This is a genomic window from Methanolapillus millepedarum, from assembly GCF_032594115.1.
GTDB lineage: Archaea > Halobacteriota > Methanosarcinia > Methanosarcinales > Methanosarcinaceae > Methanolapillus > Methanolapillus millepedarum.
Genome location: NZ_CP131060.1, coordinates 882,933 through 898,646, shown reverse-complemented (window position 1 = coordinate 898,646; position 15,714 = coordinate 882,933). Strand labels below are relative to the sequence as shown.

The following is a 15,714-nucleotide window of genomic DNA, read 5'->3' as shown; positions in this document are numbered from 1 at the left end:
TTGAAGACATTTATTTAAGACAAAATAATTTGAATCATTTTTTTGTTTTCAATTCTAAGAGTGTGAAAAGACGTGGACGCCTCCGGTGGTTTGTGGTATTTGTTGCTCTTTGTTTTATTGGCGTTTTCGGCGTTTTTTTCGGCTTCCGAGACGTCTTTTTCTTCCATTCATAAAATCCGGTTTAAAACGATGGCGGAAGAAGGCAATGACAAAGCAAAACGTGTTTTAAAAATCGTCGGCAATTACGATAAGTTTATTTCAACCGTTCTCATCGGCAACAACATTGTCAACATCGGAGCCGCGACGATCGCAGCCGTTATTTTCGGACAACTGTTCCCGGCGGAAACAGCCGCTGCTATCTCAACCGTCGTCATGACGCTTTTGGTTCTCACCTTCGGGGAAATTTTGCCGAAAAGTTTCGCAAAAGCAAATGCGGATCGTTTGGTCATGATTTTTGCCCGGCCGATCGAATTGATTTCAATCGTTCTGTCGCCGCTTGTTTTCATCTTCGCCAAAATGGCGTCTTTTGTCGGGAAGTCCCGCAAAAGCGATGGAAAGCAGCCGACAGTTACGGAAGAAGAACTCAAATATATCATCGAATCCATTGAAGAAGAAGGCGTCATCGGCGAGCTTGAAAGCGAACTCATTCAATCGGCGATGGATTTTGACGACACGACGGTTCAGGAGATTATGGTTCCGCGTGTCGATGTGGTGGCGCTTAATGCGAATGATCGTCCGGAAGAGATTCTCAAACAAATTGTTGACGCCGGTTTTTCCAGAATGCCGGTTTATGAAAACAATATTGACAACATCATCGGGATTGTTCACATCCGGGACGTTTTGATTGAAATTGCGCAAGGCCGGCAAATTGATCTGCGAAAAATGGTCAACCCGGCGAAGTTTGTCTACAAAACCATGAAGATTGAGCCGCTTTTGAATGATTTCCGTCATTCAAAAACACATTTTGCGATCATCGTCGACGATTACGGCGGAATGAGCGGTATCGTGACAATGGAAGACGTTTTGGAAGAATTGGTCGGCGAAATCTGGGACGAATCGGATGAAATCATCAACCCGATCATTGAAATTGAAAAAGATATCTATGAAGTCAGCGGCAATTACAATATTCATGATCTGTTGGAATATTTCGAGGTGGACGAGAAGGATTTCGAAAGCGACTATACGACGGCCGGCGGGTGGACGCTTGGTGTTTTTGAACGTATTCCCGAAGTCGGCGAAAGCTTCGATTACAAAAACCTTCAAGTGACCATCTTGGAAGTCAATGACCAGCGGGTTGTCAAATTAATTGTCCAAAAATTGAATCCGGAAGACATTATCAAAAATGAAAAAAACAACAATGGTGAAAAACGCGAATCTCCATGAATCCGATAAAAATGTTCCGGCGGCTGAATAATTTCAAGGGTTTTCGGAGATTTTTATTCGACATCCTTTTTTCCATATCGAATTTGGTATGAAGTTCCCCATTCTCCCATCACGTTCATAATCGGCCGAAGTGTGTTGCCCAGATCGCTCAATTTATATTCCACTCTCGGCGGAACTTCTGCGTAAACAGTGCGGACCACGAGTCCGTCTTCTTCTAAGGACCTCAAGTTGTCCGTTAATACTTTTTGGCTGATCCCGGAAACACTTTTTCTCAACTCTCCGAATCGTTTTGTTCCGGACAATAAATCTCTTAAAATCAAAAGTTTCCATTTGTTTCCAATCAGTTCAACAGTCGTTGCGACCGGACATAACGGCCATTCTTTTTTTGATAGCATCAATATTGGTCTCCAATAGTTTCAAAATAGTTACTATATTACAAATATGTTTCTGCTTTCTTTTTAAATATTGCATTCTTATTTGTTTATTGCAGGCAAAATTATATCAAGTTTTGCTTTTCGAAAAAGAGCTTTAAAAATAGAAAATTCAAAATCAAAGGTAAGTGATTTCATGAAAAAAGACGATTTTAAATCGATTCAATTGGGCAAAGGCGAAATGAATGTTTATGATTTTGGCAACATCAAACTTCATGCTTACAAAACAAATGATCTTTTAGGCGACGAGGTTTTCTTGGTTGAGAAAAACAAAAAAATGATCATCATCGAAAGTCCGTGTTTCTTTGACAACATAAACGAGTTGACCGATTACATTCATTCGTTGAATGTTTCCGTCGAAGGAAAATTGCTGTCCTATCACATGGCCGGTCAAACATTTTTGCCGGAAGTTCCGGTTTATGCCACTCAAAATGCGGACGTATACGGCCACTCCGGTGGCGGTAAGGCGTTGATTGAAAAGTTTTCCGGTTTGTTTGGGACAGGTTTTGACGCATCCCTTCCGAAAGTGGACTATTATCTAAACGAGGGAAAAATATCAGTTTCCGGAATCAAGGTCAACATCATTCAAACGTCGGAGGCTTTTGACATTGAAATTCCGGAAATCAACGCAGTTTACATTCACATGCTTGGTCACGATTGTCATTCGATTGTGGCCGGCGTCGGACACGCGGATGTTTTGATTGCTCAGTTGAACAGCTTTAAAAAGGCGGGATTTCAATTGATTTTGACATCACATTACACACCTGAAGACTTAAAAGACGTGGAAACAAAAGTCAACTATTTGGAAGAACTCAAAAAAATTGCTTTAAATTCAAAATCAGCAACTGATTTTAAAGCAGCAGTTGCGGAAGCGTATCCTGAATATAATGGCGAAAACTATCTGGACATGACGGCCGGATTCTTTTTCCCAAGCGCATAAGTTCTGCCAAACGAAGCCGGTTTTCGGTTTCGTTTCTTTTTTTGCCTGAATATTTTTAAATTTGAATCTTTTTGTGTAACTTTAGTTTTCAATTATGTTCTTCTTTTCAATTCTCATGAGTTGTTTTTCCGTTTATTTTTATGTCTCTCCTTCTCTTTTTAATCGAATCTATTTCAGAAATTTATATATAGAAGTTCTGACATTAATTTACCTGAATCTGACATGAACAGATTCTCTTAATCACCGTTTATTTCGTTTTAAACAACGAAAAACAAAGAATCGCATCATCTGTGAAAATTATTTGGTGCCGAACTTTGTTTCTATTGATCTTATCATTGATTGAATAACAATGGTTAAGCCATTCACGTTCCACTTATTATTTTATTACATAATTAAAACAAAATTCAGGAGGATTTATACTAATGTCCGGACAAATGGGACAACCGATTTTTATTTTAAGTGAAGGAAGCCGAAGAACCCGCGGTTCTGACGCCCAAAACAACAACATCATGGCGGCAAAAGCCGTTGCGGAAGCCGTTCGAACCACACTCGGTCCGAAAGGCATGGACAAGATGCTTGTCGACTCCATGGGCGATGTGATCATTACGAATGATGGCGCCGCTATTTTAAGAGAAATGGACATTGAGCACCCGGCCGCCAAAATGATTGTCGAGATCTCAAAAACTCAAGACGCCGAAGTCGGAGACGGAACAACCACCGCCGCCGTTTTGGCCGGCGAACTTCTCGCCAATGCCGAAGCGCTTTTGGATGAAGGAATTCACCCGACGATTATTTCCGCCGGTTACAGAATGGCGTCTGAAAAAGCTCAAGAAATCGTCAAATCCATTGCCATCAATGTTTCTGTTGACGATGTCGAGACATTAACCAAAATTGCCGCGACCGCCATTACCGGAAAAGGTGCAGAATCTCACAAAGACAAATTGTCCGAACTCACCGTTAACGCGGTTCGCGCGATTGTTAAAAAAGGTGCCGACGGAAAGTATGTGGCTGACACCGACAAAATCAAAGTCGAAAAGCGTGCCGGCGGAAGCATCGGCGACTCCGAGTTAATCGACGGTGTAATCATTGACAAAGAACGCGTCCACCCGAACATGCCGGACAGAATTGAAAACGCCAAAGTTCTCCTTCTCAGCGCCGCCATCGAATACAAGAAGACGGAAGCCAAATCCGAAATTAAGATTACTTCTCCGGACCAAATGCTCGGCTTCATCGAACAGGAAGAAGCGATGCTCAAAGAAATGATTAAAAAAGTCATTGACTCCGGCGCAAACGTTGTTTTCTCACAGAAAGGAATTGATGACCTGGCGCAATATTATCTCGCAAAAGCCGGTATTTTGGCCGCCCGCAGAATTAAGAAAAGCGACATGGACCGCCTTTCCGAAGCGACCAACGCCAAAGTTGTTATGACAATTGACGAGATTACCAAATCCGACCTGGGAACCTGCGGTCTCGTGGAAGAGCGCGAAACTTCCGGTTCAAAGATGATTTATGTCACCCAATGTCCGGGCGCAAAAAGCGTTTCCTTGTTCCTCCGCGGCGGAACCGAACACGTTGTTGACGCGCTTGACCGTGCCGTTGAAGACGCCATCCGTGTTGTCGGTGTCGCCATTGAAGACCAAAAAGTCGTGGTCGGCGGCGGATCTCCGGAAATTGAAGTTTCCCTGCGCCTCCAGGAATATGCGGCAACGCTTTCCGGAAGAGAGCAGCTTGCCGTTTCCAAGTTTGCCGACGCGCTTGAAGTGATCCCGCAAACCCTGGCTGAAAACGCCGGTCTTGACCCGATCAACAAGCTTGCCGAACTGAAAGTCGAGCATGAGAAAGGAAACAAAAACGCCGGGTTAAATGTTTACATCGGAAAGGTGGAAGACATGTACAAAAACGGCGTCGTTGAACCGCTCAGAATTAAGACGCAAGCCATTAACGCGGCGACCGAAGCCACCATTATGATTCTCAGAATCGATGATGTCATCGCTTCCGCAAAAGCCGCGCCCATGCCCCCGGGCGGACCCGGTGGAATGCCGCCGATGATGTAATCGGCAATTAGTATTGAAAATGAGCTGTCGCTCATTTTTCTTTTCTTTTTTTATTTCTTTTTCTCTTGTTTTTTGGCGGGCGGCATGCGCGCGTTACATCGACACATTTTATTTTTGAGTCACAAATCCCGCACAGGTATTTTTAAAAATTCAAGCAAAAAACATGGAAATATAGATGCGGACCTGACAGCAAAAACGGAAATTCGGTTTTGATATCATCCGCCAAGAACAGGAAATATAAAATCGAAAAATAACGAATACAATATGGAATACAATATATGACATACGATCTAAAAAAAGAAATTTCAATTCAACCGGTGTTGAATTGAAACGGAATTTTGAATCATCTTTCTTTTGATTCGGCTTTCGCCTCTTTTTCCTTATGATTCTTCGATCTCGTCGGGGTCGGCCATGGAAATGGATTTACATTCGCAGGGTGATCCCGTCGTATTTTCGATTACCTTTTTTACACAATCCGTACAGTATGCCATGATTTCTTCCAAAGAACATTCGGCGTCAATTCCGGCTGCGCCGCTATGACCGCCGCCGGTTCCGTTGTATCTTTCTCCGACTTCTTCCATCATCTTTCCGAGATTGATGCCGGCAGAGATCATGTCTCGTTTTGCCCGGCTGCTTACGCGCACGCTTTTGTCATCTTTGACGGAGCCGACAAAGGCAACGTCTGCCCCGATGTTTGTGAGCATGGAGGCGGCGGCGCCGCCGTAAGAACTCACGTATGTCGTTGCGATTAAGCGCTCATCCACACGTTCCAATTTGCACCGCATGGCGGCTTTGAGCATGGCGATTCGGATGGAAACGTCTTGCGGAGTTGCGGCCATGAGTTCAAGCGCGTCGAAATAATCGACATTGCTTTGGATCATGATGTCTGAGAGCGTTTTGAACGTGCCGGCGTTGGCGTGTTTGAGATGGCCGGTGTCGGTAATAATTCCGGTAATCATGGCCAAGCCCATTTTTTCCGAAATCGGAATTCCGGCACGATTGAGCATTCGGAAGATAATTTCAACGGTCGATGTCGATTCTTCGTGAATGAAGAATTTGGCGTCGTCGAGAAGCGCGGTTGTCGCATGATGATCAATGAGGCAGTAATTCTCAAACTTTATATCGTTGAGTTGTCCGCGTGTGGATGTGTCAACAACGACCGTCAGATCAAAATCTTTCGGGTCCGGGCACATGACAACGGGAATGTCCAGCTTTTCAATCAGATTGCTTGCGACGCGGTTGCATTCATCGACGATTCCGATGGTTCCACCGATGGCTTCGGCAAGCGTAAAGGCGCTTCCGATGGCATCGGGGTCGGCGTTTCTGTGGCAAACGTAAAGAATGTTTTGATAATCTAAAAGGCGACCCAAGAATTCAGTGTCTGTAGCCCTCATAGATTTCATGGTTGGCTCAGTTGGAATCGTTCGGCGATTCGATCATGCTTTGGAGCTGTTCTTGAAGTTGTTTAAACCGGGAGTTTAAACGTTCTTCTTGACGTTCGATGGATTGGATCCGAAGCGAGAGCGTTTCTTTTTTCTCGATTAAATCGTTTAAAAGCGCGTTTTTGTCGGATTTGACCATCAGTTCGCCGACGGACTTGTAAACAACAGCGTCGTCGGCCGCCTTTTTTAATTCCTCGATCGCCATTTCCGTTTCTTTAATCATGACGTCGGTTTGTGATTTTTGCATCGCGAGCGCTTGCGCTTGCTGTTGAACTTGCTGAATTTGTGCCACTTGATTTTGCACTTGTGGAGATATTTCCGAACTCATAATAGGTTTCACCTTGAGAACTAAAAGCGCGCTGAAAGATTTTAATGTTTCTACTCAAAAATTCCTCACTTAAAAATTCCTCACTTCGTTCGGAATTTTTCAAAGGGCGGGGAAAGTCTGTTTCCAAAAGTTCGCTGCGCGAACGGCTCCCTTCGGTCGCTTGGTCTTATTTCCTTTTCTTTAAAATCCCAAGCAAACCGCCCCGAAACATCAACCGAAAAATTCCTTCGCTCCGCTCGGAATTTTTCAAAGGCGGGGAGAGTCTGTTTCCAAAAGTTCGCTGCGCGAACGGCTCCCTTCGGTCGCTCGATGTTTATTTCCTCTCTTCAAAATCCCAAGCAAACCACCCCGAAAAATCAAACGCTTTGCGTTTGATTTTCTCGGATTTCTTTAAAAAGATTGGGATACAGCGGAGGCAGATACAGTCTGGGCAGCAAACAGCAGATGCAATCGGAACAGTTAATGGCAGATGCAATCGGAACAGTTAACGGCAGATGCAATCGGAACAGTTAACGGCAGATGCAATCGGAATAGTTAACGGCAGATGCAATCGGAATAGTTAACGGCAGATGCAATCGGAATAGTTAACGGCAGGTGCAATCGGAACAGTTAACGGCAGATGCAATCGGAACAGTTAACGGCAGATGCAATCGGAACAGTTAACGGCAGATACAATCGGAACAGTTAACGGCAGATACAATCGGAACAGTTAACGGCAGATGCAATCTGAGAAGAATAGACAAAATAAAGCGGAATTTTTTATTTTGAAAAATATGGTGGGATAGCGCGGATTTAAACCGCGGTCCGAACGTCCCGAACGTCCGAGGATGGATCAGGCTACCCTACTATCCCAGTTGATATAAATGTATAAATGTCGAGGCTTGTTTTTTAGAAATCGTTTTTCATTATTGGCGGCTTGTTTTTCCTTTCAATGGGGTAACGCGGATTTGAACCGCGGTCTAAACGTCCCAAACGTTCAAGGATGGACCAAGCTACCCTACTACCCCGAGCGAGTGGTCATAGAATCACGTTATAATTTATAAAGATTTCGACCGCAAACACACGTTTCCGGTTTTGGCTTGGGCGTTTTTTCGATATTTTTGTGTTACTGATCAGCCGGCTGCTTCCATCTTTTGTAAACATCGTTGTCGATGCCGAGCAAATCCAAAGCTCGTCCGGCCATAATATTATATAAATCGTCAATGGTTTGCGGGCGCCCGTAAAATCCGGGGGACGCCGGCAAAATGGTTGCGCCGGCTTTTTTGGCTTTCACCATATTTTCCAAATGAATCAGATTGAGCGGCGTTTCCCGAGTCATTAAAATCAATTTGCGTTCGTCTTTTAAACAAACGTCGGCGGCGCGTGAAACCAAATTGCCGGAAATTCCGTTCGCGATTTGGCCAAGCGTTTTCATGCTGCACGGCGCGATAATCATGCCGGCGGTTTTGTATGATCCGCTTGCGATCGGCGCGGTAAAGTCATTTTCATCGTAGACGGCGTCTGCCATTTTTTTAATTTCCATCGGGTCGCGGTCGGTTTCAAGGCGGATGATTTCTTCCGCCGATTTCGTCATCACCAAATGTGTTTTAATCTTCTCGAACCCTTTCGTTTTTTCGGCGGCCTGATTCATCTGACCGATAATCTCAAGCAAACGAATTCCATATCCGGCGCCGGATGCCCCGCTGATCCCGATGATTATTTCCATGTTATCTTTCCGCAATTTAATTTTACTTCGTTTGTCTTTTGTTGTCAATAGGTGCCCTTTGAATTTAATTTGATTTCATCCCGAATGTATTTGATGTATTCGTTGACCATGCTCATGCATGTTTTTTCAATTTCCGAAATTTCGTCAAGCGTAATGTTTTTCAAATGAATGCCGGCCGCAAACAATGTTGTCTTTTTTGTTTCTTTGCTGATCACACGGGCGCCTTCAAGAGCGATTTGTTCTTCTCGGTGTCCGGGAGCGCTGATGACGGACGAATTCGCAATATTCGTTTCCTTGTCATAATATCCGAGAGCCACCGCCCCGATATGTTCTTCGCCGCCGGTGAGCAAAATTAATGTATCATCGCCCACATGCCTTTTCTCAAGAATCAATGTAATGCGGCCGATTGTTTTTATAATTTTCATGGAATCACCTGGATTATTATAAAATTTGTTGAATGAATCTATAAATGTAAATCTTAGAATAAAAATTTGATGATGAAATTCAATTAAAAATCAAAATTTTTCATCATTTAGACGCCAAAATTTCAAATTCGCAGGTTTCCGTGTCATAATTGTGGATATTTCCGGTTTCCAATTCAAAATACCAGGCGTGAAGGGATAATTTGTTGTTTTCGACACGTTCGGCAATCCATGGAAAAGTCATTAAGTTTTCAAGAGACAGAATCATGGCAGCCTGCTCGCAAACTTTGCACTGAATCTCAAACGGCTTTCCGATCATTTCTTTTTGAACAATGTTTTTGGCAGGAAGGGCGATGTCCACCCAACTGTTAATAAATTCGCTTTCAGTCTCTTGCTCGTCGTTTTCCGTCATCAAAAGATTAATGCCGCTGCAAGAGGAATGCCCAAGGATAATGATATGTTCCACTTTTAAAAAGCGTACAGCATATTCAATAGAAGAGCTGACGCCGTGAAACTTTGTGTCAGGTTCATACGGCGGAACCAAGTTGCCGACGACACGAACAACAAAAATGTCTCCCGGTTTGCAATCGGTCAAAATTGCCGGGTCGACGCGGGAATCGGAGCAGCCGATTATCAAAGTTTTGGGGGATTGCCCGTGGCGCAATTTATCATAAAGATAATTGTCAGATTCAAAAAAACGGTGGTGAAAGCGGTTAAATCCGCGAATGAGGTTGTTGAGGTCTTTCATCGCTTCCTCCTAACGGTCAAATTCTATAAAAATGAACCTGAAATTTAATCCGAAATGAATCGGAATGAATCCATGAATCCGAAGTTTAATTCAAAATAAACCCGAAATAATAAACCTGAAATAATAAACCCGAAGATTTAAGAAGACAAAAAACCTTCGACCATTATGAAATCTTCACTTCCGATTACCGATAATCACATTCATATTGATCTTCTCCGGGGGCGCGGCCTTTCGGCTGTTTCCGAGTTCAAAAACGCCGGCGGAACGCATATGTTTTTGGTGACGCTTCCGAGTTGGTATTTGGGTGTTTCCGTTCAAGAGAAAAGTGATTACATATCTGTTTTTGAAGAAACTATCCGGACAGCGGAAATCATTCAAAAAGAAACCGGCATCATCGCGTTTCCGGTTCTCGGCATCCACCCGGTTGAAATCATGCATTTGTCGGAAGAAATCGGACTTAAAAACGCGGTTGATGTCATGTGCGGCGGGTTTGATATCGCCGCTCGGTATGTTTCGGAAAAAGCGGCTGTCGCCATCAAAAGCGGACGCCCGCATTATCCGGTTTCCGCTGAAATCCGGGAAGCTTCGAATCAAGTGATGTGTCACGCTTTTGAAGTCGCCCGTGATTTAAAATGTACTGTCCAGCTCCATGTCGAAGATATGACGGCGGAAAGTTTAAAAAGCATTTCCGCTCTTGCGAAATCTGTCGGAATTTCTCCCGAAAAAGTTGTCAATCATCATGCGACGCCTCTTGTTGCGGATGCGGAAAAGTTTGGTATTTATCCGAGTGTGACGGCCGGCAAAGATTTCATTGAAAAAGCATTGGAACAAGGGTCTCGTTTTTTGATGGAAACCGATTATGTGGACGACCCGCAACGTCCCGGTTTTGTTCTCGGACCAAAGACGGTGCCGAAAAAAACCAAAAAATTGATTGAAATTTATGGTGAAGAGCCGTTTTGGAAAATTCATCAGGAAAATCCGAGCCGGATTTATGATGTGGAAATCGAATAAGTCGGCGGTATTTATTTTTTGGCGGATGTTGATTGAAATCAAAAACGATGATGTCACTTTTATTCTTAATCATCCGGCATCTGTCGTTTCTGTTTTACTGTTTGTATCTGCTGTTTCTACTTTTCCGTTTGCATCTACTGTTTCTATTTTTCAATTTGCATCTACTGTTTCTATTTTTCAATTTGCATCTACTGTTTCTATTTTTCAATTTGCATCTGCAGCCGCCAAGTCCGATTCATTTCAGCGAAATCCGAGAAAATCAGACGCAAAGCGTCTGATTTTTCGGGAGGGTTTGCATGATCTCATAAAACCCGCCCTTCGGAATTGCAGAAAAATAAAAAATAAACCCGGTTCTTTCGAGTCTTCAAAAAATGTGTCGCCGTACGCGCGCGCCGCCGGCGCTGCAAAAAAAGAAAAAGAAAAATCGGAAAAGTTTCCGAAAATTCAATCGCACTTTTTGGTCACAAGGAACCACGAAGCACATTTTTTGGTGCTGTCGGATTTCCAATTGTCTCTCTCTTGCGCCTCTTTAAACGTTGCCGGCGCGCCCATAACGACATCGTCTCCGGGCTGCCAGTTCGCCGGGGTTGATACATTGTCGGCGGCATTTTTCTGAAGCGCGAGAAGAAGCCTTTTGATTTCTTCCATGTTACGTCCGGCCGACATCGGATAATACAGAATGGCTTTGACTTTGGCTTTCGGGTCAATAATAAAAACCGCGCGAACGGCTTTTGTGTCGGATGCGCCCGGCTGAAGCATGCCGTATTTTTTGGCAACCTCCATTTTTATGTCGGCGATGACCGGAAACTTTACTTCCACGCCTTTTGAACCCTTGTATTCGATGTTGTCTTTGATTTCTTTCAGCCATGCGATGTGAGATGTTACACTGTCAATGGAAAGACCGATTAATTCGGTGTTGAGTTTGGCGAAATCATCCGACATCTTGGCAAATGTGATGAATTCGGTTGTACAAACCGGTGTGAAGTCAGCCGGATGGCTGAATAAAATGACCCATTTCCCTTTGTAATCTTCCGGGAAATTCATGGGGCCGTTTGTTGTGTCTGCTTTAAAAGCCGGGGCATCGTCGCCGATGAGCGGAAGAGAAGCGCATCCGCAATCACATTTGTGTTCTTCTGTCATTTTTTCACCTGATTTATTTAATCCGTTTTTTAAAGTAAAGCTTAATTGTCGGATATTTATTTAAATTTTTTTATTAAAATAATATTTTTAAAAATAAGGAATTTGTGGATATTTATTGTACTTTTTATTTATGATGAATCGTCAGCTATATATAAAAATAGCAATTTATCATAAAAATGTAATACGAAATATGATTAATAATATAAATACATGTTATTTAATCATCTGCGTATTTTGTTTTATAATTTTTTAAAATCAGAAATTTAAAACTTTAAACATAATTCTATGAAATATCTGTTTCAATCTATTATGCCGCATAACCATTTCGTCTAAGCGACATTCTTTTGTGCAGGCGAATAATTGAATCGGGATTAGGATAAATGATACGTATGAAGAAAATAATCTCACTTTTTGTTACTCTCGTTCTTTTGCTTGTTTTGACAGCCCCGGCATCCGCTCACAACGTCATGATCTTTCCGGCCGATAATCAACCGGATTCCGTCAACATCACCGCTGATCATTTTTATTTCAATGTCGGCGATTCAACCAATCTTTACCTTTACATCATTCACGGCCCTGATGGCGGTTATGCCGAAATCGCTCCCAATTTTAACATTACAATGACGCTGATTGCGCCGGACGGCACAATCACACCGGTGACCGCAACACGTTCGGACGGAAACGTCACCTACGACAAAGGAAACGGGACAATGGTCACCGCCAATTGGTATTTCGGAAACGTCACCTTGAATCAAGAAGGCGTTTATTACATTATGGGCACCCAGCGCGGTTATGATGAAAACGGAACGCTGACCCGTGAAAGATTCTCTTTCTCCCCGCTTTATGTCGGAAACAGTACAAAAGGATGGGACAACATCCAAACATACGGGCAAGCCGCCGGCGCAAACGTGACGGTTTCCCCGACAGCCGACCCGAAAAATATTCAAGTCAACAGCTCTTTGACATTTAAAATTTCGGGCGATTTGAACTGGTTCTTGAATGAAAAAGAAGATCCGGTTCCGGTGAAAAATCCGTTCCCGATTGTTGCCGAAGCCTATGTTCCGCCGACTCAAGTCGCTTCAAAAGGACCCGGAACAGACATCAATTCACATGTCGATTCCAACATGACTCACACATTTGCTTTTGATATGGGAGAAGCCTGGGCAATTGTTGCCGTCAACCAAGAAGAAGGTGAAGACCGCGACAATTTCCAATCGGTTTTTGTCCTTCCGGTTCAAACAAGCGCTGACGACGCCGGCGAAAAAACAACTCCGGGGCTCGGATTCCTCGGAATTGCGGCTTGCATCGGTATTGCCGGTGTCTTGGTTCTCAGAAAAAAACAATCATAAATCTTTAACATTTAAATCATGAATCTCAAATTCATGATTTATTTTTATATTTTTGATCTTTCCTTTGAGTTTATATAGAAAAAAACCCTATATTGCTGTGTAGCGATTTTTCTTTTTCTCCTTTTGTGAATTTCAGATTATATCGCGCCTTAGCTATTGATTGGCTTTAAAAACGAGAAATAGAGGTTCTTTAAACTTATGATTATTACGAAAGCAAAACCGATTGAGGAGATTTTGCCGTTTTTGGAAGGAAAAGAACGCATCTTCATCGTCGGATGTAACGTCTGCGCGGCGAAAATGAAAACAGGCGGAGAGCCGGAGGTTTTGGCTCTGCTTGACTCTCTGACAAGCGCCGGTTACAACGTAGTTGGCTGGGCGCTCCCGACCGCTGCGTGCAGTGTCCGCTCTTACGATTCTTTGGCTGAAAAAAACGAAAAAATAAATGACGCCGACTGTGTTTTGGTGATGGGATGCGGCAGCGGGACATCGGTCATTGCTTCCCTATTGGATATTCCGGTCACCGGAACCAATGACACGCTCTCTCTTGGCGGACAAATCGGTTCCGCCTCGGTCGTTCATCTGTGTACGCTTTGCGGCGACTGTAACATCGGCGATTACAGCGGTATTTGCCCAAACGCCTGCTGTCCGAAATCTCAAATCAACGGGCCGTGCGGCGGTTCTAAAAACGGGAAATGCGAAGTTTCAAAGACAAGCGAATGCGTCTGGTATTTGATTGAAAAGAAAATGGATTCACTCCAATCCCTTCCGATCTTAACCAAAATTAAACCGCCGAAAGATCATTCCGTTTGATTGCAGCGCTTAAATTTTAATCTTAAATTTTATTAATATCTCCTTTGATCTCTTCCAGAATTCCGGTTGATGACCATGGTTTTAAAAAGCAAATTTCATGAAAAACTCCTTTCGGACAAATTTTTAATTACGGGAGAAGTTTCTCCGCCAAAAGGAACCGATGTTTCCGCGCCGCTCAAAAACGCGGAACGGATTCATACGTTTGCGGACGCGATCAACGTCACCGACAACCAATGCGCCACGCTTCACATGTCATCTCTTGCGTTTTCCCGCCTTTTGATTGAACAAAAATACGGGGAACCCATTATGCAAATGACTTGCCGGGACCGAAATCGGATCGGACTGCAGGCGGATTTGTTGGGCGCGTCAGCGCTTGGAATTTCAAATTTGCTGATTATGAGCGGCGATCATCCGGCAACCGGCGACCACCCAAAGGCGAAAGCGGTCTACGATTTGGATTCCGTTCAGCTGCTCAAAACCATCGGGCAAATGAAAAACGGAACCGACATGTCCGGAAATCCGCTGAATCAAAGTCCGTCTTTTTGCGTCGGAGTTGTGTCAAACGCCGACCCGAATGAACGGCTCCAACTTATGAAATTGGAGAAAAAATTACTCTTTGATGTTGATTTCATTCAGACGCAAGCCGTTTTCGACCTTGAGAAATTCAAGGAATTTTTGGAAAAAATAAATGTCTATGACATTCCGATTATTGCCGGCGTCATTCCGATCCGCTCCGTGAAAATGGCGGACTATATGAATGACCATATTCCGGGCATTTCCATCCCGCCTGAAATTCGGGAACGAATTGAGTGTGCCGAAAATCCGGAGTCCGAAGGAATTCTGATTGCGTCCGAATTGATTTTTGAATTAAAATCCATCTGTCGGGGCGTTCATATGATGCCGGTCGGCCCGCACACCAACACACGGCTCATTTTGGAAAAAGCCGGCGTTTTGTAACTGTCTTTTTCCGTCAATTTTTTAAAGGTTCTTTCATTTTACCTTTTATTCGTTTGCTTACTTATTTATTTGTTATTTTCAAATCTAAGACCAAGGACTTGCTTGATTATGCCTTCCGACTTATCCTCTTTGCCGCCCTCCTCTCCTCCCCCCTCGGCTCCTTCCTCCTCTCCTCCCTCCTCTCCATCTTCTCCGCTTATGATTTTTGGGCTTAAGAGTGCTTTAATCCGTCCCAACGACAACATTTTCGATATTCTGTGTTCTTCTTTATCGGCAGCCGGGCTCTTTTTTGAGGACAACGATATTCTGGTCATTGCCGAATCGGCGTTGGCAACTTCCGAAAACCGGTTGGTTGCTTTAAATTCCATTTCCCCCGGCGATGAAGCGCGCCGGTATGCCGAACTCACCGGTCTTGACGCGCGCGAAGTCGAGCTTATTTTGCGGGAATCCGATGTTGTTTACGGCAGTGTTCGCGGCGTTTTATTAACGCTTCGGGATGGTATTTTGTGCCCGAATGCCGGCATTGATAATTCAAACGCGCCGGACGGACATGTCATTTTGTATCCGGAAAATCCGTCCAAAAGCGCTCAGCAAATTGTGACATCCGTTTTCAAGAAATTCGGAAAAAAAGTCGGCGTGATTGTCGCGGACAGCCGGACGCAACCGCTTCGCCTCGGATGCACGGGTGTTGCCATCGGTGCCGCCGGGTTTGACGCCGTTGTTGACAAACGGGGGGAAAAAGATTTGTTTGGAAAGCCTCTTTACATCACGCGGATTGCCGTTGCCGATATTTTAGCGTCCGCCGCGGAAGCGGTGATGGGCGAATGCGGCGAATGTATCCCGTTTGCGCTGATCCGCCATTCATTTGCGGCCATCAATCCGGAAGCTATCGGCGTGGCGACGATTTCCGCAGATGAGTGCATGTATCTGGGATGCTTGAAAAAAGAATGATTTGCTTTATTTATCTGAAATTCCGTAACAAAAGCGATATTCA

The 15,714-nt window shown here is 44.0% G+C and carries 16 protein-coding genes and 2 tRNA genes; 8 read left to right on the top strand and 10 right to left on the bottom strand.

The window, feature by feature from the left end:
- Positions 1-14: 14 nt before the first annotated feature.
- Entirely contained in the window at positions 15-167 is a 153-nt protein-coding gene (locus tag MsAc7_RS04245) for a hypothetical protein (RefSeq protein ID WP_338103488.1), read from the bottom strand.
- On the opposite strand from MsAc7_RS04245, the gene MsAc7_RS04240 reads away from it, so the two are divergent.
- Complete coding sequence (locus tag MsAc7_RS04240) at positions 100-1,383, top strand: hemolysin family protein (RefSeq protein ID WP_338103466.1); 1,284 nt, start codon at positions 100-102, stop codon at positions 1,381-1,383. The genes MsAc7_RS04245 and MsAc7_RS04240 overlap by 68 nt on opposite strands.
- Positions 1,384-1,436: 53 nt before the next feature.
- On the opposite strand, the gene MsAc7_RS04235 is transcribed toward MsAc7_RS04240, so the two are convergent.
- Positions 1,437-1,778, bottom strand: coding sequence for a winged helix-turn-helix transcriptional regulator (locus tag MsAc7_RS04235; protein ID WP_338103465.1), 342 nt, complete (start codon positions 1,776-1,778; stop codon positions 1,437-1,439).
- A gap of 172 nt (positions 1,779-1,950) precedes the next feature.
- Between MsAc7_RS04235 and MsAc7_RS04230 the strand changes: the two genes are divergently transcribed.
- Both MsAc7_RS04230 and thsA read left to right on the top strand, forming a co-directional pair.
- Positions 1,951-2,754, top strand: a complete 804-nt coding sequence (locus MsAc7_RS04230; protein WP_338103340.1) for a hypothetical protein — start codon at positions 1,951-1,953, stop codon at positions 2,752-2,754.
- Positions 2,755-3,176: 422 nt separating this feature from the next.
- Positions 3,177-4,808, top strand: a complete 1,632-nt coding sequence (gene thsA / locus MsAc7_RS04225; protein WP_338103339.1) for a thermosome subunit alpha — start codon at positions 3,177-3,179, stop codon at positions 4,806-4,808.
- Positions 4,809-5,188: 380 nt separating this feature from the next.
- Here thsA and MsAc7_RS04220 read toward each other — a convergent pair whose 3' ends face one another.
- The 7 genes from MsAc7_RS04220 to MsAc7_RS04190 all read right to left on the bottom strand — a co-directional run bounded on the left by MsAc7_RS04220 (position 5,189) and on the right by MsAc7_RS04190 (position 9,453).
- On the bottom strand, positions 5,189-6,202 hold the full coding sequence (locus MsAc7_RS04220; RefSeq protein WP_338103338.1) for a DHH family phosphoesterase: 1,014 nt from the start codon (positions 6,200-6,202) through the stop codon (positions 5,189-5,191).
- Between the two features lie 16 nt (positions 6,203-6,218).
- Complete coding sequence (locus MsAc7_RS04215; protein ID WP_338103337.1) at positions 6,219-6,578, bottom strand: prefoldin subunit beta; 360 nt, start codon at positions 6,576-6,578, stop codon at positions 6,219-6,221.
- A 774-nt stretch (positions 6,579-7,352) separates the two neighbouring features.
- Positions 7,353-7,430: transfer RNA gene (locus MsAc7_RS04210), tRNA-Pro, on the bottom strand.
- 80 nt (positions 7,431-7,510) lie between these two features.
- Positions 7,511-7,585: transfer RNA gene (locus MsAc7_RS04205), tRNA-Pro, on the bottom strand.
- A 98-nt stretch (positions 7,586-7,683) separates the two neighbouring features.
- A complete protein-coding gene (locus MsAc7_RS04200) occupies positions 7,684-8,283 on the bottom strand; it encodes a UbiX family flavin prenyltransferase (RefSeq protein ID WP_338103336.1) in 600 nt (199 codons plus the stop codon).
- A 44-nt stretch (positions 8,284-8,327) separates the two neighbouring features.
- Entirely contained in the window at positions 8,328-8,708 is a 381-nt protein-coding gene (lpdD, locus tag MsAc7_RS04195; RefSeq protein ID WP_338103335.1) for a prenylated flavin chaperone LpdD, read from the bottom strand.
- 103 nt (positions 8,709-8,811) lie between these two features.
- Complete coding sequence (locus MsAc7_RS04190) at positions 8,812-9,453, bottom strand: carbonic anhydrase (RefSeq protein WP_338103334.1); 642 nt, start codon at positions 9,451-9,453, stop codon at positions 8,812-8,814.
- A gap of 165 nt (positions 9,454-9,618) precedes the next feature.
- Here MsAc7_RS04190 and MsAc7_RS04185 point away from each other — a divergent pair, with 165 nt between their 5' ends.
- Entirely contained in the window at positions 9,619-10,464 is an 846-nt protein-coding gene (locus MsAc7_RS04185; protein WP_338103333.1) for a TatD family hydrolase, read from the top strand.
- 444 nt (positions 10,465-10,908) lie between these two features.
- Here the strand turns inward: MsAc7_RS04185 and MsAc7_RS04180 are convergent, their stop codons facing one another.
- Positions 10,909-11,604 carry a peroxiredoxin gene (locus MsAc7_RS04180; RefSeq protein WP_338103332.1) on the bottom strand — a complete coding sequence of 232 codons (696 nt, stop codon included), beginning with the start codon at positions 11,602-11,604 and terminating at the stop codon, positions 10,909-10,911.
- Between the two features lie 389 nt (positions 11,605-11,993).
- On the opposite strand from MsAc7_RS04180, the gene MsAc7_RS04175 reads away from it, so the two are divergent.
- The 4 genes from MsAc7_RS04175 (at position 11,994) to cofE (ending at position 15,671) form a co-directional block, all read left to right on the top strand.
- Positions 11,994-12,953, top strand: coding sequence for an LPXTG cell wall anchor domain-containing protein (locus MsAc7_RS04175; protein WP_338103331.1), 960 nt, complete (start codon positions 11,994-11,996; stop codon positions 12,951-12,953).
- A 198-nt stretch (positions 12,954-13,151) separates the two neighbouring features.
- Complete coding sequence (locus tag MsAc7_RS04170; protein ID WP_338103330.1) at positions 13,152-13,763, top strand: methylenetetrahydrofolate reductase C-terminal domain-containing protein; 612 nt, start codon at positions 13,152-13,154, stop codon at positions 13,761-13,763.
- A 75-nt stretch (positions 13,764-13,838) separates the two neighbouring features.
- Complete coding sequence (locus MsAc7_RS04165; RefSeq protein WP_338103329.1) at positions 13,839-14,720, top strand: methylenetetrahydrofolate reductase; 882 nt, start codon at positions 13,839-13,841, stop codon at positions 14,718-14,720.
- 108 nt (positions 14,721-14,828) lie between these two features.
- The gene (gene cofE, locus MsAc7_RS04160; protein ID WP_338103328.1) at positions 14,829-15,671 is read left to right on the top strand and encodes a coenzyme F420-0:L-glutamate ligase; all 843 of its coding nucleotides are present in this window, start codon (positions 14,829-14,831) and stop codon (positions 15,669-15,671) included.
- The last annotated feature ends 43 nt before the right edge of the window (positions 15,672-15,714 follow it).